General features: G+C 65.6%; 11 protein-coding genes and 2 pseudogenes. 9 read left to right on the top strand and 4 right to left on the bottom strand.

Translation table 11 applies throughout. The features are described 5' to 3' along the window. Positions 1-89 precede the first annotated feature (89 nt). Complete coding sequence (locus tag OWM54_RS29070; protein ID WP_223748335.1) at positions 90-764, bottom strand: GNAT family N-acetyltransferase; 675 nt, start codon at positions 762-764, stop codon at positions 90-92. Between the two features lie 163 nt (positions 765-927). Here OWM54_RS29070 and OWM54_RS29065 point away from each other — a divergent pair, with 163 nt between their 5' ends. From OWM54_RS29065 to OWM54_RS29030, 8 genes are all read left to right on the top strand, one after another. Further along, a complete protein-coding gene (locus OWM54_RS29065; protein ID WP_267699616.1) occupies positions 928-2982 on the top strand; it encodes a serine/threonine-protein kinase in 2055 nt (684 codons plus the stop codon). Positions 2983-3022: 40 nt separating this feature from the next. Beyond that, positions 3023-3844: a hypothetical protein gene (locus OWM54_RS29060; protein ID WP_223781573.1), complete on the top strand. Its 822-nt coding sequence runs from the start codon at positions 3023-3025 to the stop codon at positions 3842-3844. 15 nt (positions 3845-3859) lie between these two features. Further along, positions 3860-4681 carry a hypothetical protein gene (locus OWM54_RS29055; RefSeq protein ID WP_267699615.1) on the top strand — a complete coding sequence of 274 codons (822 nt, stop codon included), beginning with the start codon at positions 3860-3862 and terminating at the stop codon, positions 4679-4681. A gap of 146 nt (positions 4682-4827) precedes the next feature. Further along, on the top strand, positions 4828-5295 hold the full coding sequence (locus OWM54_RS29050; protein WP_267699614.1) for a nucleoside deaminase: 468 nt from the start codon (positions 4828-4830) through the stop codon (positions 5293-5295). Between the two features lie 52 nt (positions 5296-5347). Then, positions 5348-6649, top strand: coding sequence for a hypothetical protein (locus OWM54_RS29045; protein ID WP_267699613.1), 1302 nt, complete (start codon positions 5348-5350; stop codon positions 6647-6649). Positions 6650-6720: 71 nt separating this feature from the next. Next, positions 6721-7653, top strand: a complete 933-nt coding sequence (locus tag OWM54_RS29040; protein WP_267699612.1) for a vWA domain-containing protein — start codon at positions 6721-6723, stop codon at positions 7651-7653. Further along, complete coding sequence (locus OWM54_RS29035) at positions 7653-8615, top strand: vWA domain-containing protein (protein ID WP_267699611.1); 963 nt, start codon at positions 7653-7655, stop codon at positions 8613-8615. The genes OWM54_RS29040 and OWM54_RS29035 overlap by 1 nt, the downstream gene beginning before the upstream one ends. A 48-nt stretch (positions 8616-8663) precedes the next feature. Continuing rightward, positions 8664-11591: a heavy metal translocating P-type ATPase gene (locus tag OWM54_RS29030; protein WP_267699610.1), complete on the top strand. Its 2928-nt coding sequence runs from the start codon at positions 8664-8666 to the stop codon at positions 11589-11591. A 33-nt stretch (positions 11592-11624) separates the two neighbouring features. Here the strand turns inward: OWM54_RS29030 and OWM54_RS29025 are convergent. Further along, positions 11625-12209, bottom strand: a pseudogene (locus tag OWM54_RS29025) (IS630 family transposase); the annotation flags it as partial. Between OWM54_RS29025 and OWM54_RS43275 the strand changes: the two are divergent. Continuing rightward, a pseudogene (locus OWM54_RS43275) lies at positions 12193-12878 on the top strand (IS701 family transposase); the annotation flags it as partial. The pseudogenes OWM54_RS29025 and OWM54_RS43275 overlap by 17 nt on opposite strands. A gap of 643 nt (positions 12879-13521) precedes the next feature. Here OWM54_RS43275 and OWM54_RS29010 read toward each other — a convergent pair. Then, positions 13522-19560, bottom strand: coding sequence for an RHS repeat-associated core domain-containing protein (locus OWM54_RS29010; RefSeq protein WP_267699609.1), 6039 nt, complete (start codon positions 19558-19560; stop codon positions 13522-13524). Continuing rightward, the gene (locus OWM54_RS29005; protein ID WP_267699608.1) at positions 19508-22513 is read right to left on the bottom strand and encodes a DUF6531 domain-containing protein; all 3006 of its coding nucleotides are present in this window, start codon (positions 22511-22513) and stop codon (positions 19508-19510) included. Before OWM54_RS29005 ends, OWM54_RS29010 begins: the two co-directional genes overlap by 53 nt. Positions 22514-22745: the final 232 nt, after the last annotated feature.

Genomic DNA, 22745 nt, shown 5'->3' with positions numbered 1-22745 from the left:
CGAAGGGGAGACACGGCCCGCGAGCATGCGGTCCACGTGGGCCCGGGCCCATGGCCCCCGGGTCCCACGCACCTGTCATCCAGCGGGGCTCAGCCCTTCTTCGCGGCGGCGCGGCCCTTGCGCGCACCACCCCCACGCGCCGACGTGGCCGCGGGCGCGGGGCCGGTCGTGGGAGAGGTCGGCTCCTCGCCCTCCGCCGCCTTCACGCGGCGCTTGAGTCGGCGAGGAGGCAAGAGGTCCGGCTCTCCCGGCACCTTCTGCGCGAGGAAGATGGCGGCATCCAGCTTGTAGAACGTCCTCGCCCGGTACCACGCCAGCGCGGACTCGTTGTTCTCCGCCACCTCCAACACCAGGTGCGTGCAGCCCCGCGTGCGCGCCAGGTGCTGGAGTTGATCCAACATGAAGCTGCCCACGCCGCGGCCCTGGTAGTCCGGGTGCACCGCGAGCTCCTCCACGAAGAGCGGCCGCATGCCGCGCTTCTCGAACCAGCGCGGGTTCACCCAGTTGTCGTCGCCGGTGGCCTCGAAGGCGCACTCGGAGTAGCCGACAATCTCGCCGTCCACCTCGTAGAGGAGCTGTTCGATCCACTCGGAGGTGTAGACCTCCATGAAGCGGCGCTTGGAGCGGGGACGCTGGTATTCGACCGTCTCGCGATTGACGTCGCGGAAGACGAGCTTGAGGAACTCCCAGGTCCGGTTGAGGTCACGGCGGTGGATGCGGCGGACCCGGACCTCGAGCGACTGCTGGGGCGCGACTTTCGTCATACAGGCTGCTTCCTTAGCAGGCTGGCGGAAAGCCACCAGTGCTTCTCATGGGCCGAGAGGCCCTCCGTCCGGAATCACGCCCCGGGAGGGTTGCCTCGCGGTGGGGTGGGAGGATGGAATGGGGCGGAAACTCCCCATTGAATCCCGTGCGAGCCACAACCCCATGAACCGACCGTCCGACGGTGACCTGTCCATCGATACGGTCCTGCGCAACACCTACAAGGTCGTCTCCATCCTCGGACGCGGCGGAATGGGCTCGGTGTACCTGGCCCAACACCTGCGACTGCCCGGCAAGCAGGTCGCGGTGAAGGTGCTGCGCGGCGGAGACCACCTGACCCCGGAGATCTTCGCGCGCTTCCGCCGCGAGGCCGAAATCGCCTCCCGGCTGGGCCACCCCAACATCGTCGAGGTGCTCGACTACGACACCCTGGAGGACGACACCCCGTTCCTGGTGCTGGAGTTCCTGCGCGGCGAGAGCCTCCAGGCCCGGCTGGAGCGGGGGCGGCTGCCGTTGTCGGACGTCTACTCGTTCACGCGGCAGATGGGCTCGGCGCTCCAGGCCGCGCACGGCGCGGGCATCGTCCACCGCGACCTGAAGCCCGCCAACGTCTTCCTGGTCCCCACCGACTCGGGCGGCGTGGTGGGCGAGCGGCTCAAGCTGCTCGACTTCGGCATCTCCAAGGTCCTCGATTCCGGCACGGTGCAGACCCAGGAGGCGATGCTCATCGGCACGCCGCAGTACATGTCGCCGGAGCAGGCCCAGGGGCGCAACAGTGAGATCGACGCGCGCACGGACATCTTCGCGCTGGGCGCCATCGTCTACGAGATGATGACGGGCACCCCCGCCTTCGGCGCGGGGGGCATCGCGCAGATGATCTTCCGCGTCGTCTACGAGCCGCCCCCGCCGCTCGCCCCGCTGTGTCCGGAGGCCCCGCCCCACGCCATCGCCGCGGTGGACAAGGCCCTGGCCAAGCGCGCCCAGGACCGCTTCCAGGACGTCGCGTCCTTCGTGGAGGCGCTCACCGGCAGCCCGCTGCACACGCTCTCCTCCGCCACCGGCTCCCACGCCGCGCTGCCGCGTCCCTCCGGCACGCCCTCCGGCGTCGCGCTGCCCTCGGAGGGGCCGCCGTCGCTGTCCAACACCCTGCCGCCGGGCAGCCTCCAGAAGGGCCCCGATACGGGCCGCCTCGCCTTCGACGACACCCTGGCCCCGGGCTCCTCGGGCAACCAGGGCGTGGTGCAGCCCGTGCGCGGCTTCGCGTCCGGCGGCACCGGGCAGATGGGCGTCGCCCAGGCGCAGGCCGGCTTCGCCAGCGGCGGCACCGGGCAGATGGGCGTCGCCCAGGCGCAGGCTCCCGCTGGAGGCTTCGCGGCGGGCGGCACCGGGCAGATGGGCGTCGCCCAGGCGCAGGCCGCCACGCCCAAGGTCCCGCTGATGGACCCGCCGGGCCTGGACCCCACGCTCATCTCCCAGCAGGCGCCGTCGCTCCCTCCTCCCGTCGCGGGTCAGAGCCTGGTCGCCCCCGCGCCGGTGCCCTCCGCCGTGGCCCCGAGCACCGCGAGCCAGCCCGCGAAGAGTCGCGCGCCCCTGGCCGCCATCGCCGTGGCGGCGCTCGTCGTCGTCATCGCGGGCGGCTGGTGGGTGACCCGCCCCAAGGACGGCCCTCAGCCCACGCCGCCCGTCGCCACGGGCACGCAGGCCGTCACGCCGACGGCGAACACCGGCGCGCAGGGCACCACCCCGACGTCCCCGAACACGGGCACCCAGGGCACCACCCCGACGCCTCCGCCCAACACCGTAGCCCAGGGCACCGACACGCCCACGGGGACGACTCCCGTGCCGACGGGCACCACCCCGACGCCGGTGGACCCGCCTCCGGACGACCCCACGGGGGTGGCGACGAAGAACCCGCCCCCCTCCACACGTCCTTCCACCCGACCCGAGACTCCCGAAAAGCTGTCGGACGAGCTTCGCCAGCTTTTGGCGGACGCGGAGCGTGCTTTAAACGGGGGAGACACCGCGGAGGCCATCCGTCTGGCTCGGAGCAGCCAGCGGCGGGAACCCAAGGTCATCCCACTGGCGTCCTACTCGCTGCTCACCCGGGCCTTCTGCCGTCAGGGAGACCTCAGCAACGCCAAGGCCCAGTGGCCGAAGGTCTCCCGGGCGGAGCAGGCCCGGGTCCGGAAGTTCTGCAAGCAGCACGACATCGAGCTCTGACACACGGCGCCGTCCAGGAGACGGCCCCTTGATTCCCGAGGTGAATTTCTTGAGAAACCTGGTCGCGGTATTCGTCACCACGCTCGTGCTGGGGTCCACCGCCAGCCTCGCGGCGTCCCCCGTGGAGGCCGGCAAGGTGTTCGTCGGCCCCGAGGGCGAGGAGGTCGCCGTCGTTCCCCTCGCCCCGCGCTCCAACAAGAAGTACCTGCTGCGCGTGCAGGGCACCGGCTCCGAGATTGACGGCAAGGTGCTGCCGTTCGACCTGAACGACAGCAGCTCCATGAGCAGCGAGCAGCACAGCTACAAGACCCAGTGGCGCGGCCGTGGCTACACGGTGCTGTACATGCGCAACTCCAAGTACGAGCTCTACGTCCCGGGCCGCTCCAAGGAGATTCGCGTCACCTTCGACGAGAAGCGCAGCAAGGCGCTCGACGCCGAGGACGTCTACGACCTGCACCAGAAGCAGAAGAAGGACGGCACCGTCGCGAAGCTGATGGCGTTCGACCGCAAGGGGGAGATCGCCAAGCAGGAGAAGGACTACGTCACCCACGTGCAGGACGCGAACACCGCGTGCGGCACGTCGCTCTCGGCCGCCATCGACTGGACGTCCATCAACGACGAGCAGCTCAAGGAGCTGAGCATCAGTAGCTACTGTGAGGCGCCGCTCGCGTCGCTCAAGCAGCTGTGCACCGTCTCCAACGTCGCGAAGCAGACCGTCAAGGAGAAGCTCAAGCAGGTCAGCTGCCGCTTCGGCGATGCCCTGGAGCCGAAGGTGGAGGGCGACAAGCTCATCTGGACCACCTCCCGCGACGCGTCCAATCAGCAGGAATTCGCCACGAAGTTCTTCAAGACGAACCTTTAGTCCATGAGATTTGAGATGAACTTCCAGCGTATCGCCGCCGTGGCGGTGTCCTTCGCCTGTAGCGCGTCCCTGGCCTCCGAGAGCATCCAGCCCCCCTGGGGCAAGGAGGAGAACCTGGGCCAGAAGATGGTCATGGAGTCCACCGCCGTCTGCACCGACGGCAAGGGCCACTACGTCGTCGTCACCCCCGAGGAGGAGCGCGGCGGAGACCAGCTCTTCTACGGCGACGGCAAGCAGTTCGTGCAGGTCCCGTCCATGCCCTGGACCTCCGGCACCAGCTTCGTGGACCCGCGCTTCTTCAACAAGTCCGCCAACCCGAACTTCCGCGGCCAGGACTGGCGCGTGGTGTCGGAGGTGGAGTTCGACCGCAAGGAGAAGAAGTGCACCATGCGGTGTGGTGAGAAGAACATCCCGCTCACCGTGGTGGAGACGGCCCAGGGCGCGGACATCCTGCGCAAGGCCAGCTACGCCCCCAACCCGCAGGAGTTCGCCCCGTACGCGCTCCTGCGCGACACCAAGGGCAACTACTACTTCGTCGACAAGGGCATCAAGACGCCGGAGCAGAAGAACTACCGCGTCTTCATCGGGCCTCGCGGCGGCCTGAAGTCGCAGAAGATGACCAACGTCATCGCCGACTCCGAGGGTGAGATCTTCTCCACCAAGAAGGGCGACCTCCGCCTGGTGTTGGACAAGGCGAAGAGCTCGGTGTGGATCGAGAACAAGAAGAAGTCGCTCGAGCTGCGCCAGGTGCCCGTCGAGGAGAACCTGCCGCTCATCTACAACGACCTGGGTGTGTACGAGGGCATCCGCCTGGGCACGCCCTGCGACGACCAGTAGTCGTGCCTTCGGGGCCTGGACTCGTTCGGAGCCCAGGCCCCGGCAGCACCTCGGGTCGAGCGGCGGACATCCCGCCATCCCCGAGGAACCGTGGCGCCCCACGTGACGCGTCGTTAGGTTGCCGGCCCCCAACAGGAGGCCGCCCCATGCGTCCGGAAGAGACCCGATTCCTTCTTCAGTCCATCGAGGCCGCGCGTCGCGCGAGCAGCCGGGGTGACCAGCCGTTCGGCGCGGTGCTGGTGGATGCGCAAGGGCAGGTGCTGCTCGAGGGTGAGAACACCGTGGTGACGCAGCGCGACTGCACGGGGCACGCGGAGTCGAACCTGATGCGGGACGCGACGAAGCGCTTCACGCCGGACGTGCTCGCGGGCTGTACGATGTACGCGAGCACGGAGCCGTGCGCGATGTGCGCGGGCGCCATCTTCTGGGGCGGCGTGCGGCGGGTGGTGTTCTCGCTGTCGTCGGCGGAGTTCGCGCAGCTGGTGGGCACGGCCCGGGGAGGGCTGGCCATGTCGTGCCGCGAGGTGTTCGAGCGCGGCAGCAGCCCCACGCAGGTGGAGGGCCCCATCCCCCTGCAGGAGGCTCGCGACGTGCACACGGCGTTCTGGCGATGAGCCGGGGTGCTTGCGTGGCTCGTGGGGTTTGCGCGAGCCTCACGCCACCCTCGTGATACTGCCCCGCTACTTCGTTCCCCATGCCACCACGCCGCCGGTGCCCGTCCTGTCGGACGCGGCCTCGGTGGTCCATGTGGTGGATACGTTCCTGTTGGACTTCCACCACATGGCGCGGTCGGAGTGGGTCGTCGGACTCGACGCGCTGGGGGCCGTGCACTTCATCCCCGCGAGCGAGCGGAGCCGGCTGCCCGCCTCGGCGCTCGCGCAGCTCGCGCACCATGAGGTCGCCACCGGTCGCACGCCCCACAGCATCGCGGCGTCGACGGTGTACTTCTTCGAGGTGGAGCTCGTCGAACACCCCGCCGACGCGGAGGGGTTCAACGACCCGGTGTACCTGTATGGACACCTGTCCGGTCCCTGGCCGAACACGTCGCCCAAGCGCGTGCCGGGGCAGCTCACCGTGACGCGCGGGGATGTGCTCGCAGGGCTGACGCGGCAGGCCCCGTACGCCTTCGAGTACGCGCAGACGCCGGAGAGCCCCGCAGCGCCGCGTGGCTATCACGCGCTGTTGCCGGGAGACCGTCCTGAGGAGCTCGAGGAGGGCGGCGGAGCGGTGCTCGCGTGGCCCGTGGTGCCGCCGGAGCTGCAGGTGGGCAACGCCTCCAACGGGCCGATGGTGGCGCGCATCCTCCATGACGTGCTCACGCAGCTGAAGGAGGACGCGGAGGCGAACGGAGGGCCCGCGGCGCTGGCGAAGCTGGAGCTGCCGGTGCCGAGTCGGGCCATGGCCGTCGCGGAGCTGGAGCTGCGCGGCTACGAGGTGAAGGGCGACGTGGCGGTGCTGCGCCGTCAGCACCCGGGAGTGCTCACGCGCATGGCCGAGTGGCTGCGCGCGGAGAAGGTGCGGATTCCTCCCGAGGCGGGCGCGCCCGAGTTCCTGGAGCTGGCGAGCCAGGCGCTGGCGGTGCTTCCCGGCTGGCCCACGAAGACGGAGCGAGTGCTGCGCTCACAGGTCGGCGCGGGGGACCGGCTGCCCCCGGTCTCCGCGCCGGTGCCGGTGGCTCCGGTGCCCGCACGTCCCCTGCCCCCTCGGGCTCCGTCGCCGCCCGCGCGCCCGGATGAGTGGATGCGGGACTTCCTGTCCGCGCATGCCGCGCAGAAGCCCCAGGCGGCGAAGCCTCGGCTGACGAGGACCCGGCCCGTGGCGCCGCCGCCCGCTCGGGCTGGGACGCCTGCCTGGATGGAGGACTTCGGAGCTGCTTCGGCGCCGTCCGCCGCGCAAGGTTTGCGTGAGCCGGGCGAGCCCTCCGCGACGGCGAAGAAGCCCGACTGGATGACCGACTTCGAGGACTGAGCCCCCGCTTGCGCTGGACCTTCCGGCCCTTTGGAAGGTGATAGCGTTCGGCGCATCCAGCAGGGGGAACGATGGGTCACGAGAAGCCGGTCGAGCCGTTTTCGGATCTCCATGTCGAAGAGGGGAAGGTCCGCGCGGTGTTGCTGCACGACCCGACGGTGGAGGGTCTGGACGTCGCCATCTACATGGACGCGTCCGGCAGCATGGAGGACGAGTACAAGTACGAGCGCCCCAGGCGCTCCTTCCTGGAGTGGCTGCAAGACGCGCCGCTGAAGGACCCGGCCAACCAGGTGGAGCCGCAGGTCCGGTGGATGCTGGAGTACCTGGCCACGAAGGACCGCAACGGCCTCTTGCGCGTCGCGTACTGGGCGGCGGGCGCGTCGGGCAAGGACGTGGAGGTGGTGGGCGAGCTCAAGGGCGTGGACGTCCAGCAGTACCGGTTCCCGGGCGCGAAGAAGCCCGGTGGGCACACCTTCATGACGCCGGCGCTGAAGGACTACGTGCGCTATTTGCGCGAGCAGGTGCAGCACGGGGCGCGGCGCGGCTGTGCGGTCATCGTCACGGACGGCAAGCTGCATGACGCGGAGGAAGTGGAGCGCTTCTCCGCGCAGGTGGCGAAGGACATCGTCGCGGGGCGACTGCCCCGGATGAACTTCGTGCTGGTGGGCGTGGGGGACGGCGTGGACGAGGAGCAGCTCGAGCGGATTGCCCATCTGGAGTACCCGGGCGTGGGGCACCTGTGGTGCCACCGCATCGCCGAGGAGATTGGCCAGGTCGCGGAGCTGGTCGCGGTGCTGGTGGACGAGAACATGACGGTGGCCGCGGGCGGCACGGTGTACGACGACCAGGGCCGGGTGCTGAAGACGTACGAGGGCCGGTTGCCGGCGGTGCTGGAGTTCGACGTGCCGGAGGGCGCGGAGAGCTTCACGCTGGAGGTGAATGGCCAGCGCTTCACGCAGCCGTTGCCGGACGAGGACCACCACGAGGACGAGGACCACCACTGATGGCCGGGCACGAGGTGGTGGTGCGTCCGTTCTCGGACGTGCATCGGATGGGGAACAAGGTGGTGGCCACGCTGCTGCATGACCCCACGGTGGAGGGGCTGGACGTGGCCCTCTACATGGATGGCTCGGCGAGCATGGAGGACGAGTACGGTCCTCGGGGTGTGCTGGCGAAGCTGGCGCCGGTGAAGAACCTGGTCGAGCCGCAGATGCGGTGGATGCTGGAGTACCTGGCGAGCAAGGACCGCGACGGACAGGTGCGCGTGGCGTACTGGGCCACGGGGGACGGCAGCCAGCTGGAGGAGGTGGGGCTGTTGTCGGCGGTGCAGGCGAAGGACTTCCGCTTCCCGGGGCCGCGCGCCTACGGCAAGGCGACGGTGATGCTGCCGGTGCTGCGGGACTTCGTCGCGCACATGAAGCAGCAGGTGGCGAAGGGGGCGCGGCGGGGGCTGGCGGTCATCATCACGGACTCGCAGCTCTCGGACGGGGACGACGTGCGGGCGTATGCGACGCAGGTGGCGAAGGAAATTGCCGCGGGTCGCCTGCCGAGGATGAGCTTCGTCTTCGTGGGAGTGGGCGACCAGGTGGACGAGGAGCAGATGGAGGAGATCTCCCACGAGACGTACCCGGGCGTGGGCCATCTGTGGTGTCACCGCATCGCGGACCGCATGGAGGAGATGGCGGAGCTGGTGGCGGTGCTGGTGGACGAGACGATGACGGTGGCCGCGGGCGGCACGGTGTACGACGAGCAGGGCCGCACGCTGAAGTCGTACGAGGGACGGCTGCCGGCGGTGCTCGAGTTCGACGTGCCAGCGGAGTGCAAGGCGTTCACCCTGGAGGTCGCGGGACAGCGCTTCACGCAGCCGATTCCGGAGGAGCACGGGGACGAGGAGGAAGCGGCGCCCGAGCCGACGCGAGCGCCCGAGCCGGCTCCCCGGCGCAAGCACGGTGGTCATCGTCACTAGGGTTTCGAGCTTCAGGTTTCAGGATTCACGGTTCAGGAAGAACACGCCATGTCCGAGCAGAAGAAGAGCGGTGAGACAAGCGAGCACGTCCACGGTCCGGGCTGCGAGCACGACGCCGGACATGGCGACGCACCGTCCCGCGCGGTGGGCAGGCCCGCCGCGAAGCCCGTGTTCAAGTCGCTGAAGCTCGTGGGGACGAAGGACCCGGGGAAGCACGTCCACGGGCCCGGATGTACGCATGACCACGCTCCCGCCCATGAACATGGCCCTGGCTGCACTCATGACCATGGCCCTGCACAAGGAGGGCACGAGCATGGCGCAGGCTGCACGCATGACCATGGCCACCAGCATGGGGCGGTCAGCCAGCACTGCGACGGTCCGGCACACACGCACGGGAACAAGCATCAACACGGCCCGGACTGCGACCACGCGCACGGCGGGGACAACCACGCGCACGGCGACAGCCACGCACACGCGGACGGCGCCGCGTGCGACCACGACCACGGTGACGGGCATCATCACCACCACCCGAAGCCGAAGAAGATCCGCCCCCCGGGCTATCGCGCGGCGGAGGGTGGTGGCGTCGCGCTCCAGCTAGACCTAGAGGGGGCGCTGCCGGGAGAGATGAACGACCAAGGTCGCTTCCAGAAGCTGGAAGAGGCGCTGGAGGCGCATCACGGCATCCTCGATGTGCACATCCGCCGCGACCAGGGCTACGCGGAGGTCTGCCTCCACTACAATCCGAAGCTGGTGAATTCGACAGCCCTGCTCGCGACGGCACAGCGCACGAGCGCGCAGGTGGCGAAGCGGTACAAGGACCACACCTGGTTCGTGAGAGGGATGAGCTCGGCGGACTCGGCCACGACCATCGAGCACGGGCTCACCAAGGTGAAGGGTGTGCTGTCCGCGAACGTGGCGTACGCGAGCGAGCGGCTCGTCGTCGAGTACGACAGCGAAGAGGTCTCGCCGAAGGACATCGAGTCCCGGGCGAAGTCCTTGGGCTACACGCTGGAGGTGCCGAGCCACGGGCACGCGTGCTCACACCACGCGCACGGAGGTGGACTGGCGCCGCTCCTTGAGATGCCGCTGGTGGTGGCCTCGGGAGTGCTGCTGGTCGCGGGCTGGTTGCTCGGACGCTTCGCCCCTGTGCCCGAACTGGTGCCAACGGTGCTGTGGGCCCTGTCCATCCTGAGCGGCGGGTTCTTCGCCATCCGAGGCTCGGTGAAGTCGCTGCTCCAGTTGCGCATCGACATCGAGACGATGATGGTGGTGGCGGCGCTGGGAGCGGCGGTGTTGGGCTCCTGGTTCGAGGGAGCATTCCTGCTCTTCCTCTTCAGCGCGGGCCACGCATTGGAGCACAGGGCGATGGACCGGGCGCGACGCTCCATCGAGTCACTTGGAGCCCTGCGGCCCGAAGTCGCGCGAGTGCGCCGAGGCGCGGAGCTGGTCGAAGTCCCCGTGGCGCAGGTGCAGCGAGGAGACCGCGTCGTGGTGCGCCCGGGAGACCGGGTGCCACTGGACGGCATCATTCGGGAGGGAAAGAGCTCACTGGAACAGGCCGCCATCACGGGCGAGTCGATGCCAGTCGCCAAGGTGCCAGGGGACGAGGTGTTCTCGGGCACGGTGAACTGCGAGGCCCTGCTGGAGGTGGAGGTCACCCGGCTGTCCTCGGAGTCCGTGCTAGCGCGAGTGGTGGACATGGTGGCGGAGGCCGAGGCGCAGAAGGGGCCGAATCAGCGCTTCGCGCAGCGACTGGAGCGCACCGTCGCGCCGCTGGTGATGATTGGCGCGGTGGTGTTCCCGGTGGTGCTGGTGGTGCTGGGCACACCGCTGAAGGAAGCCATCCTCCGCGCGGTGTCCCTGCTGGTCGCCGCATCGCCGTGTGCATTGGCCATCTCGACCCCATCGGCGGTGCTGTCCGCGGTGGCGGCCGCGGCGCGAGGCGGTGTGCTCATCAAGGGAGGCATCTACCTGGAGCTGCTCGGCAAGGTGAACGCCATCGCGTTCGACAAGACGGGCACGCTGACAATGGGCAAGCCGAAACTGCTGAGTACGGCGCCCGTGGCCGGAGTGACGGAGGAAGAACTGCTCGGCACGGCGGCGGCGGTGGAAGCCCTCTCAGCACATCCCCTGGCGCACGCGGTGGTGGAAGCAGCGGCCTCACGAAACATCAAGCCACCGGCAGGCAGTGACATGGAGGCCATCCACGGAAAGGGCTTGCGAGCGCGGATCGACACGGATTGGGTAGACGTGGGCAGCCTCGCGCTGTTCGCGGGGGGCGCCGTGCCCGCGGAAATCCAGACATGGGTGGACCGACTGGAGGAGGCAGGCCAGACGACGATGGTGGTGCGCAAGGCGAGCCGATACCTCGGCGTGCTCGGGGTGGCGGACACGGTGCGAGCCGGAGCACGGCACGTCATTTCCACCCTCAAGCAGCAGGGCATCAGTCGCACGGTGATGCTGTCGGGAGACAACTCAAGGGTGGCGAAGTCCATCGCGGAGCAAGTGGGGCTCGACGAGGCCCGGGCACCGCTGATGCCCGCTGACAAGGTCATAGCAGTCCGTGAAATGGGGCGTACGGGCTCCGTCGCGATGGTGGGCGACGGCGTGAACGACGCGCCCGCGCTGGCAGCAGCTTCGGTGGGTGTGGCGATGGGTGGTGCAGGCTCCGACGCGGCACTGGAGACGGCGGACGTGGTGCTGATGAGCGATGACCTGTCCCGCCTGCCCTTCGCGCTGAGCCTCGCCCGTCAGGCGACCTCGGTGATGAAGCAGAACCTGGTCATCTCACTGGGTATCAGCGCGGTGCTCATCGTCGCCTCCATCTTCGGGCTGACGAGCATCAGCTCCGCGGTGGTGCTGCACGAAGGCAGCACCCTGCTCGTCGTGGCGAACGGCCTCCGGCTGCTCGCCGTTCGCCCCAAGGTCCTGGGCTCCACGCCCCTGCCCTCGATGGGAATCGAGCCAACTCACTGAAGCTAGTACCTCGACACAGAGGCCTTGAAGGGTTCAGGCGGCAGCAGCGACCGCCGCCTGAGCCTGGGGATACGCCCGCCCAAGCTTGGCGCGGGCGCTCTCGACAGTGAAGCGCCAGCGGATGCGAGCACCCTCCTTGTTTCGCGTCCGCGTCCAGCGAGCCACCTCCCGCTTGAGAGCAGCTTTATCGGGAATGCGTCTGTCGAGACATTGGCGGTTGAGCACGCCGATTTCGATTTCCACCATGTTCAGCCAGCTGGCGTGCTTGGGGACGAAGTGGAACTCCAGCCGCTTCAGAATCCTGCGGGCCTCCTGGGGCGGGAAGGCTTCGTAGAGAGCGCCCGGGCTGTGCGTGGAGAGGTTGTCGAGCACCACTCGGATGGTGTCTGCCTGGGGGTAGTGCACGTCCACCAGCTCGCGCATGCGCGCAGCGAAGTCCTTGGCGGCTCGGTGGTCGGTGACCTCGACGTGGCGCCAGGGGCGGTGCGCATCCAGAAAGACGAAGAGGTTGGCGGTGCCGTTGCGCTGGTACTCGTAATCGTAGCGGCATGACTTGCCACGCTCGGCGGGCAGTGGCGCGCGCACTTCGCCAATGAGCTGGGTGGGCGTCTCGTCGAAAACCAACGTCTGGGCCCCTGACGCCCAGCCGCAGGCGCCCCAGCGGGTGCCGCACCAGAGGGGCCGCCCTCGGACGCGCTACTTCGATGCCAACGGGCAGCGCCCAGTGCTCATCGCTCAACTGGCGGCGCAACTGCCTCGGTCCGCATTCCACCGCGTGCAGTGGCGGCAGGGCAGCCGGGGCGTGCAGTCGTCGCGATTCGCCGCGCTGCGCGTACGCACCGCGGAGCGACATATGGAGCGGGCAGCGCCCAGCGAGGAAGTCTGGTTGCTGGTGGAGTGGCCGCGAGGGGAGGCAGGCCCGACGAAGTACTACCTCTCCTCGCTGCCGGAGGACACCCTGCTGAAGGAGTTGGTGCGCATGGCCAGGCTGCGCTGGCGGGTGGAGCGCGACTACCAGGAGATGAAGGGCGAGGTCGGCCTGGACCACTTCGAGGGCAGAAGCTGGCGAGGCTTCCATCACCACGCCACGCTCTGCATGGTGGCCCATGGCTTCCTCGCTCTGCGTCGGGCGCTTTCCCCGCGGAGGAAGCTGCGATGGACACTGCCCCAGGTGCGGCGGCAACTCCAACTCTTGCTGCTGCGCCGCATCGGCCACTGTCCTCTATGCTTGCGCCCGCTCCGCGCTCGCGCGGCTCCGCGTGGGCCGTCGCGCATGTGACCGGGTAGCACTAGAGACAGCATCAGAAGAAATCCAGCGCTTTTCCAACAAACCTCAACCTTCTCGACGACCTAAATGGCCACGTGAGGTATGACAGCAGCGTCTCCGATGCTCACGCTGCGCGGAATCGCATCAGTCTATTCAGAACACTCGTAAAAACTACCTTCCTACGCAAACACTCATTACCACAATACGACTCATCAGTGCCCCATCAAATCACCAACAACAAACACGCCCCAAAACCAACAGACAAACGAAACAGGATGCGCGACCCCTGAACCACAAGCACACGAATCACCACATCCTGTCTCATTCACCACCTCACGCACTCCCCCCCCCAGATTCACGCGCCTGGATATTCGACTGAAATTCCCACAAACCTCAGGGTAAGACCCTCAGGAAGCGTCGAAAAAACCAGCACATTCGCCCCCGCATCCCCTTCATCGCGAAGGAGCACCCTCCTGTTGGCCACCAGCGTCATACCACTTATAAAACTACAATCGCGGAGATAGACATGCGCCCTCACATCATGAACAGACTCTCCAGTAAGGAGAAGATGAGCATAACCATGAACAATTCGATACTCAGAGAGATAAACATTAACAACCCCAACTTCCTCCAACTGTCGCCCTATTCTGCACAAATCCACCGTCATTTCATCCCCTCAAGAATAGCACTCCGATCGAGACCGGTCACCTTGCGCCCGTGAAGATAAAACTCCGCCCTATCAAAAAACGTCTGATTCAAGAGGACATGCGATATCTCAACCTCCGTAATAGCCTTATACCGCTCCCGAAGCACCGCGGACAACCCGCGCTCAACATCTTCCTTTCGCGGCAATTTCCCCTTCATGCCCCCCACAGGAAACTGCTCAAGCCCACTGAGATTCACTTTGATATCTCTTTTCTCGAATTGAGAAACCATTCGCTGAACAATCTCCCCTTCAGGAGGCAGCGCCCCCGGATACTCATCCCAGTAAGTCGTCGCCCCCACTTTATCAGCAAATCGGCCAACTAGACCTGGATTATGGTTGAGCGACTTCGAAAGTCCCACAGCAATCGGTTTGGGCTTCGACGTAAGTGGCGTCAATAAGGCAGAGCCACCGGCTAGCATTCCCTCCAGGGCCTTCCCTTTAACGTACTCCTCTCCGGCAGACAGAGCAAACTGAGCCTCAAGTTCAGCTGCCTCCCCCATTGCGCTCGCAAACCTATCTCCAATGCGAGAGGCCTGCTTTGAGGCAATGGCGTCAGTGACAGCAAACCCAGCAGTCTCACCAGCGCTCTGTTTGAAAGATTCAACGACTTCTTCCACCTGGCTTCCAGCAGACCTTAGCTTTCGGACAATTGGCAGCCCAGACAAGTACTTACTCGTCCGACTTCCAGCATTTCCAAGAGCACGCCGCGCCTGTTCAACACGCCACTCCGTCGCACTGGTGTTGCACGCAAGCCAAAAACAAACCGTAGATTCTAGCTGCCCACGATCTTGAACAAGTTCCTGCAGTTTCGATGAAGCAGAAGCCCCTCTGTACACCTGAGAACTCTCGTGCAGCATATCTACGAGTTGCTCATCGCTAAGCTGCGCAAGTTCGGCACTGTAGAACTGCCCTTGGGCTTGCTTACCGAAGTCCGTCAACGACGTCGCCTCATGCCCATTCAGGTCAACGTAGCCCAAAGGGTTTGCACGGGCGTACACGTGCCGGTGCAGACTCGGAGCATCGCCCACATCACCCTCAAAACTATCTCGACTAATGAACCGCCCCACCTTGCCGTTGTAGTACCGGGCCCGGGCATAGGTAAGCCCCGTCTCCACGTCGTACTGATGTCCCGTGAAGCCAAGTTTGAACTCACCGGCCGTGGGCGTCGAATCCCCCCGGTAATTACCCCACGCGTCGTACCGTCGGACCTCCGTAACGAAGCCGCCCGTTCTGGCAGAGATGCCATCTGTCACACTACCCAAAACATCTGAGAGCAAGAAAGTCGGGATCCCATTCGGAGCATCACTGTCTTTGACCGCCAGCGGTCCCTTTGCATAGTGATAACGGCGCTGTGGCGCCCACGGACTCTGGCTTCCATCCATCTCCTGCAACACGAATCCATCATCCAGGACGTATGCGACGTTCTCGGAAGCCGTCTTCCGCCGGATACGCTGAAGGTCCGTGTCGTAGTCGTATCGCCCGAGTTCCACCCCGTTGTCGAACACCGCCGTCAACGTGTTCCGGACGTCCCACGCGAAGGTGCGCTCATTGTCCGGAATCTGCCCCTCAGCGGGACGCGTTGTCATTTTCGCCAGGTTGCCCGCCAGGTCGTACTCGTGCAGGACATCCAGCGCGGAGTTCTTCAAGTCCACGGACCAGCGTGGCCAGTCGACCCGATTGAACGTTGTGGCTACATCCCGAGTCAGCGCCGATTCCGGCACCGACTCGAATGCCTCGGGCCCGAGTCCGAGGCTCGCCACTGCTGACGTCGGAGCCTCGCGCTCGCCCGTGCGGTTTCCCACGAAATCCAACTGATAGAGCGTGGTCTTCCCGTCAGGCCCTGCAATCCCCGTGAGGCGGTTCAAGACGTCATAGCCATATGACGTCACTTCGACAGGGCCGCTCGTGTTCGTTTGAAGCGACTGGCGCGACTCGGCCTGTGTAAGGCGGTTCCCATTCGCGTCATACGTATACGCATAGTGACTGATCGTTCCCGACGAGCAGCTCCCGCTACCAAAGCCACGCACCACCGACATCTGGGTGAGACGCCCAGCCACGTCATAGCAGCGGTGCTCTGTCACACCACTGGACCACTCAGTCCTCTTCAACAGTGAGTCGGGCCAGTAGTAGTAGTACACACCTCCGCTCGAAGGCAGCCCCGCGCTCTTCAACCGCCCCAGCGCATCGTACCCGTACACTGTCGCGACTCCATCCGGGTCCACCACACGTGTGCGGTGCCCCATGGCGTCGTACTCATACGCAATCTGCTTCCCGTCGAACTGGCGCAGTCGTGTCTTGACCCGGTCGAGCGCATCGAACGTAAACGTCGTCACTTCACTGACGTCGCCATTCGAGGTCTTCTTGAGCTGATTCACCTGCGTCGTATTGCCTTCGCCGTCGTACAGGAAGTTCTCGGCCTCCAACGAGGGTAGTTCCCGAGGCAACGTATGCTGCGAGTAGGCCTTTTCTGTCAGCCGATTCAGCAACCCATGCGTGTAGACTGTCCGCTGCCCCTTAGGGTCAACCGTTGACGCCAGGTTCCCGTTCGCATCGTACGTGTACCGCCAGGTGAGGGTTCCCACATTGCTGAAGGGCGCGGCTCCGGCCTCGAACAGAGGGATGACGTTCTGACGACCTCCCGTGATGGGCCTGTGGAGGTCGAGATGCTGATGCTCTGCCGTACGGAGATTCCGCGCATCATACTCGTAGGTCGTGAGATGCCCGTTGGCATCTTGCTTCGCTATGAGATTTCGCGCGGGATCATACATGAAAATATGGACAAGCGAGTTCTCGTCGTAGACCGTCAGCCTCTTTCCGAACTCGTCGCTCGAGAAAAGAGCAGACGGCACGCTCGATCGGCATTCCTCGAACAGCGAGTCAATACTCATGCCTGCTGCGCCACCATGAGGCAGCGTGGGCTGAGCATTAGGCTTCACCTCGCATTCCAGGTTGCCCATCCCATCGAAGGTACGGATGGTGACTTCGTTGAGCGCATTCTCCTCACGAACCCGACGACCCAGGTCATCGTAGGAGTAACGCATATCGAAGGCGAACCCGATCACACGTGGGCCCTTCTTCTCAATCAACTGCCCAGCAGCGTCATACTGGAATGTCGACGTCGCCGAATCCGCAGTCCCCGCGCCTGTCGTCTCAGCGAGCACACGCCCCGCGCCGTCATGGAGGCGCTCCGTCGCGTATCCGTTCGCATCCACGGAGCGCACGACATTGCTCCCCGCGTCATAGTTCCAGGACTCCTCGGCAACCGCGTCCCCTTGCCCTCGGACCACGCGAACCTTGCGACCAAGGCCATCGGAATGACTCACCGTGGGCACGTTCCGACGATTCACATACGTCTGCTTGCGCTCCGCGTCGCTGTAGCTCCAGGACTGGCTGTAGGCCGCAGACTGTCCGACGGACTCGTGATCGGTTTGGCTCACCAATCGCCCCACAGCATCGTACGAGAACCGCGTCACCTGCCCCTTCGCGTCCTTCTCCTGTCGCTTGTAGAGCGCGTCGAAGCGCGTCTCCCAGGCGTACCCTCCCGCGTCGATTCGGCGAACCTCTCGCTTGAGTCCATCCCGGTGAAGCACGGTCAGATTGTTCCGCGCATCCAACACCTCCTCTTGGACAAGACCGTCGAGCCCTGGGACATCCTGGTAGGCCCGCTGACTCCAAGTGAGCCAAATGCTCTGTTTGGAGAACTTCTCCTTGATCTCCTCGGTCCGCACACGTCCCAGAGCATCAAAGTTGAAGCGCCGCTCCAGACCGCGCGGGTCCGACGAGCCAATGATGTTTCCTTCGCCGTCGAAGGTCTGGGACTCCGACACATCCATCGGGCGAAGCACCATCGTCCGACGCCCCAGGGCATCATGAACCGTCTCTGTACGGCGCCCGAGCGCGTCGACCTGCGCCACCACACGCCCGTAGGAGTCGTACTCCACCGTGCTCGTCAGATTGAGCGCGGGCCCAATCCCAGTCACGTCAGGCTGGCGAGACAACGGACCGCCGCTCGCGTCCTCCACCGTCTGGATGACTCGGCCCAATCCATCGAAGTACCTGGCCTGAAGGAAGCCTCGAGCATTGCGCGTCCACTCGACATGCGCGCCGTCGTCGTGGACCGTCTGGGTCGTGTAGACGTGCTGGCCCGACTCCTTCGCCACCGTCTCCACCGTCGAGAGCACGCGGCCCAGACCATCATACGTCGCGCTTCGCATGCGGTGCTGGACGCCACCGGCCTCCCACCGCACCTCCGTCACATTGCCCCGCCCGTCATGGCGCCTGCGCTCCACGCGCCCGGCCGCATCCGTCAGGACCGTCGCACGCCCCAACAGGTCGTATTCGACCGTGCTCGCGTGCCCGTTCCCATCCACCTGCCGAACCCGCTGGCCCTTCAGGTCATACGCGGACGTCAGCGTGTAACGCACCGCCCCCGAGGACTCCGCCGCCCCCGGCACCTCGGGCGTCTTCTCCTCGATGACGCGATAGAGCGAATCCAGCAGGTACGTCCGGTCATGGCCAGACAGGTCCGACTCCCACACCTTGTTGCCCACGGCGTCGTAAGCGAACCGAGCCACCGTCCGCGTACGCCCCACCTCGTCGGCACTCCCTCGATTGGCGAGAAATCGAGGCTCATCCTCGACCGACACCCTGACCCTCACCGGACGGTCAGCGAAGTCGTACTCCGTGGACGTCTGGACACCTCGTCTGTCCGTCACCGACGTGCGATTTCCCGCCTCGTCGTAGGCGAACCAGGTCTCCAGTGGAGCCGTCAGCCCACCACCGGACTCCCGCGTGACCACCCGTCGACCTGCCGCATCCAGATCGTGCGTCCGGACAAAGTCTTCTCCAATCTCCTCCCGCCAGAGCACGCCCCCCGGAGTGAACGACATCGCGCGAACCGTCCCCGGTCCCTGGGTGTTGAGCTGCTCCTCCCGCACCACGCGGTCAAGCCCATCCCATTCCTGGGTCCGATGGCGCCCCAGTCCGTCCCACTCCGCCAGCAAGCGACCCCGGGCGTCGTGCGAATAGTCCACCGACACCGTGGAGGCGCCATTCACCTGGAGCGTCTTCGACTGCACCTGCCCATAGACGTCGTAGGCGGTTGCGCGCTCCACGTGTCCATCCGCGCCAACCGATTCGACCCAGTCACCCGTGAGCGCGCGTGTCGGACACGACGCGTTCTCGACACCGCAATACCTCCACCGCAACACCACATCCTGAGGAGACTCCGACAGCGAGGACACCGCGTCCGCACACGTCCCTACGGAGGACAGGACCTGACGCGAAACCCGATTCACATAGCGACGCGTCTCCAGGATTCGCCCCGTGCCGAACGGCAGGAGGTCCTCGGGTGCATCCCCTGTGGAGTCGACGCGAGACACCGTCGCATACCCCTCTGGATCCACATGACAGACGAGCACATTGAAGCTCGCGTCATAGCCCCACTTCTCCACCACTTCGGAGACCACCTGCCCCTGGGCATCCTTCACGCCCGCCGTGGCCGCCACACCGGCAGAAGACGCGAGAGCGCTCCCCTCGATACGACGGGCAATCAGGTTGCCCTTCTCGTCATAGGCAAAGCGTGTCACCCGCCCCCGAGCGTCTTGCTCCACTTCTCGCGTCCGATGCTGGCGGTCCCACAGCGAAGCCGTCGTTGCCACCACTCCGTCGGACACCGGCCGCTCCAGCTCCGCGACACCACCCGTGGCAATCATCCGATATCGCGTCGCGGGTACCTCCGGTCGAGGCCCCTTCACCTCCGTGGAGAAGGTGGTGAGCGACTGCCCCAGCACGGTCCGCGATTCGGGCACGATGCTGTACGTGAACAGGGTCGTGGCCTCCTGCGGCGGCTGCGTTGAGAGCGTCTCCTGCACGGCCCTCACCCGCGTGTCCTTGTTCGTCAGGAACAGGTAGTCGCTCTCACCCGCCATCGGGGCGCTGCCATCATGGTAGGTGTAGCGAACCACCTGACCATCCGGCCCCGTGTATTGAGACATCCGCGTCCGCCCCAGCTCGGCAACGCCGTTCTCGTAGGCATATGACTCCACCCTGGCCGGCGTGCCCCCCCCCGCAGCCCACGTCGTAGCGCGCCACCCCGATCAGCCGCTGCTGGTCGTCGTATTCGTACTGGACACAGACATCCAACGAGGTCAGCGCAGTGGCATCCACGCTGGTCGCGTGATGCAACTGTACGCGATGGAGCTGAATGCGGCCCGACTGCCGCTGATGGCTCAATTGGAGCAAGCGGCCACTCGACTCGTCGTAGATGCGAGTCAGCGCCCTGTCCACGGAAGCATCGCCGTAGCGCAACGAGACCTTGTGTCCCGTCGGAGCGACGATGGACGTCAGCCGGTACCTGGCCGGGAACACCGAGGTGTCGAAGTAGCCATGCCGATACTCCACGCCCGTCTTCGAGCGGAAGATGAACTCACGGCCAGCCCCCATCCCCTCGACACGCAAGGTTCCGTGGAAGCCGCGCTGAGGCACACATCCCACGCCCTCCCCCGTGCAGTTGAACGTTTGACCGCTGCCTTCACCGCCCACGACCACGTAGCGGAATCCGCCCCCCACGGGCAGCACGGCGCCCTCGTAGCCGTGAGACCAGCCCGGCCCCAGCAGCCCCTCCTCGGCCACACCCGAGGAGTACGTTCGCGTCCACGCCAGCCCGACACCTCGGCTCGGAGACTCGACGTCCGTGGCCTGCCGCACCAGGTGCCCATCCACGACACTGACACCCTTGACGAAGGTATGGGAGACGGGAAGCTTGCCCATGCTCCCCACGAGCGTCGTCAGCGGCACGGCTTTGTGGAGGGGGTCCTGAGTGGGGTTCTCCGGAACCAGTGTGACATCCACGTCCTCGGTCCCCACCGAGCCCGGAGGCACATCCACCCATGCGAAGCCATCGAGCCCCTGGGTCACAGAACCGCTCAGGGGAATCACCTCGGTGATGCCCGAGAAATTCGTGCGCACCCTCGCCGAGGCCAGTTCCGTCCCCATCCGAGAAACCACGAGGCGCCCATCGATGTAGACCTTCACCCCCATCTTCGCGGGGAAAGCCATGGGGGACTGTGCATCCTCATCGGGAGGCTGACCCGGCGCGGGCTTCTGGGCCGAGACGAAATCCCAGGCGGGCAACATCCATTTCGCCGCCAGCGGAAGGCCCGCGACAATGAGGTCGGAGTCGGGCCGATGGACTTCGACCTCCTCGCTGGACTGCAGGACCTTCACGGGTTGAACTCCGACGTAGTCCTTCGCGAAGACCTCGAAGCGAACCCGTCCACCTTGAGTTCCGGTCAAGATTGGAAGAATGAACTGAAAATTGCTCGCCTCGGGCAGCACGATGTCGTTGTCGGCATCTCGCTCATAACTCCCGACAGCCAGCACAGCGTCTCCAGCAGCATGAGGCTGCACCGAAACTCGGACATAGACTCGGTCGGAGGTGCGATTCACCACCAATGCCCCCAAACCCGAGTCAGAGGTCAGCGACAGTCCACCCGTCGGAACAACCTGGCCGCCAGGAAGAACCCGACGCGACGCAAGAGAGGGAGTCGTGGACGAGTTGACGCCATAGAGCGGACGGTTGCAGCACACCTGCTCAATCTGATTGTTGGCACGACGCTCGTAGACAAACCCATACGAGATGACCCGCTGCCAGCCATCAGGCAGCAGGTATCGCTGACGAAAGACCACCGTCTTGTCGTCATCCAATGGATCCGAACCGACCTGACTCGGGGGCACGTCAACCGATGCCACCTGGACACTTCCCAGTTCGTCCAAGGTCTGGATGCGAACCATGACACCGAGCAGGTCGGGCTCATTGCCGGTCACAGGGACCCAGTCCGGAGTGTTCAGCGGCCTCCGCAGGATCTGGCTGACCATCTTCAGAGGAGAAGTCGTTTCGTAGGCTCCGTTGAAGTGGTGGTTGCTCGTGACCCGGTATGTATACGTCGCAGTGCTATTGACGTTGATCGAGATGGTCTTGCTGAGGGTGCCCACGGCCGCGGTGACGTAGTAGAACCCGCGGGTGGGCCCTGGGATGTAGCCGGGCCCCGCCAAACCATCGATGTCTGCCCAGTCATCCATCGCCATGAGTTGCAGCGGGCTGGTGGTATCCAGCACCTGGGGACTCATCACCCCCTGAAACCGGAAGAAGCGCCCCGTCGTCATCGATTGGGTCCAGGACACCTTCTGATTCGTGCAGGGATTTCCGTAGCGATCGAGGATGCGCGCGAAGAGCGGCGTCCAAAGCTGAATCGCGGTTTCATGCAGGTCATTGAGGTTCGCCAGGCGATCGATGACCGCCGGAACGTCGGGCCGACCGACATGACCGAAGGGGGTTGACAGAGCGAAGGTCTCGGTGCCGTTCGTGGTCTCCGCCGTCACCAGGGTGTACCCAAGCCGCTGCATGTGGGGCGTACCCTGTCGACGAAAGGAGTACCGGGCGATGTTCGTATCCGGGAGGACCCGGACCGATGCCAGGCCGTTCTCATCGGTGAGGACCGTGAGTTGCGTGGCAGGGGTCGTTCCCCCCGACACCGAGAGGAACCCTGGCACCGAAGGAGCGCCCCCCTTGAACGTCACCGGAGCCCCCAACACCGGCTCTCCGTTGGCGGTCGTCACGCGCACAGTGACGGGCTGCGGAAGTGGCTGACCGACAACACCTTCCTGAAAGTCGGTGGCGGAGAGCTTCTCGATGCGAGCGACCTGGCTCACATCATCGACAGTGAGTTGGGTCTCCCAGGCCAAGGACTTCGACCTCAACTCAAGAACTCCATCATGCGGATCTCCGTCCCGCAGCAGGAGCCATGCACGTGCGTAGCCGCCTTGCATGCGCTTCTCGAGGTCGTGGAGCCGCCGCTCGATCGACGCTTGAACGTCCGCGCGATAGGCACGCGTGGCCGCATCTCCGTCGCGCTTGGAATGGAGCTGCTGCAGGACCTCCTGCAACACTTCGCGCGACTTCTCGAGCGCACTCCTCTCGGAGTCCGACGGCCATGGAGAGTGCCAGAATCGCGTCCACCAAGGAGCCCGTTCGCCAAGGGCGTCATGGGACCTGGTCAATGCTTCGGAGAGTTCGGATTGAGCAACGTCTCGCTGCGACTCCCATACCGCACGAGCATCTTCATAGGCTCGCGTCCCGTCTTCCCCCAACTCCCTCGCTTCGGACCGCAGAAGCGGACTG

It is taken from the genome of Myxococcus sp. MISCRS1 (assembly GCF_026626605.1).
GTDB lineage: Bacteria > Myxococcota > Myxococcia > Myxococcales > Myxococcaceae > Myxococcus > Myxococcus fulvus.
The sequence above is the reverse complement of the archived record's forward strand: the minus strand, read 5'-3'. Positions and strand labels throughout refer to the sequence as shown.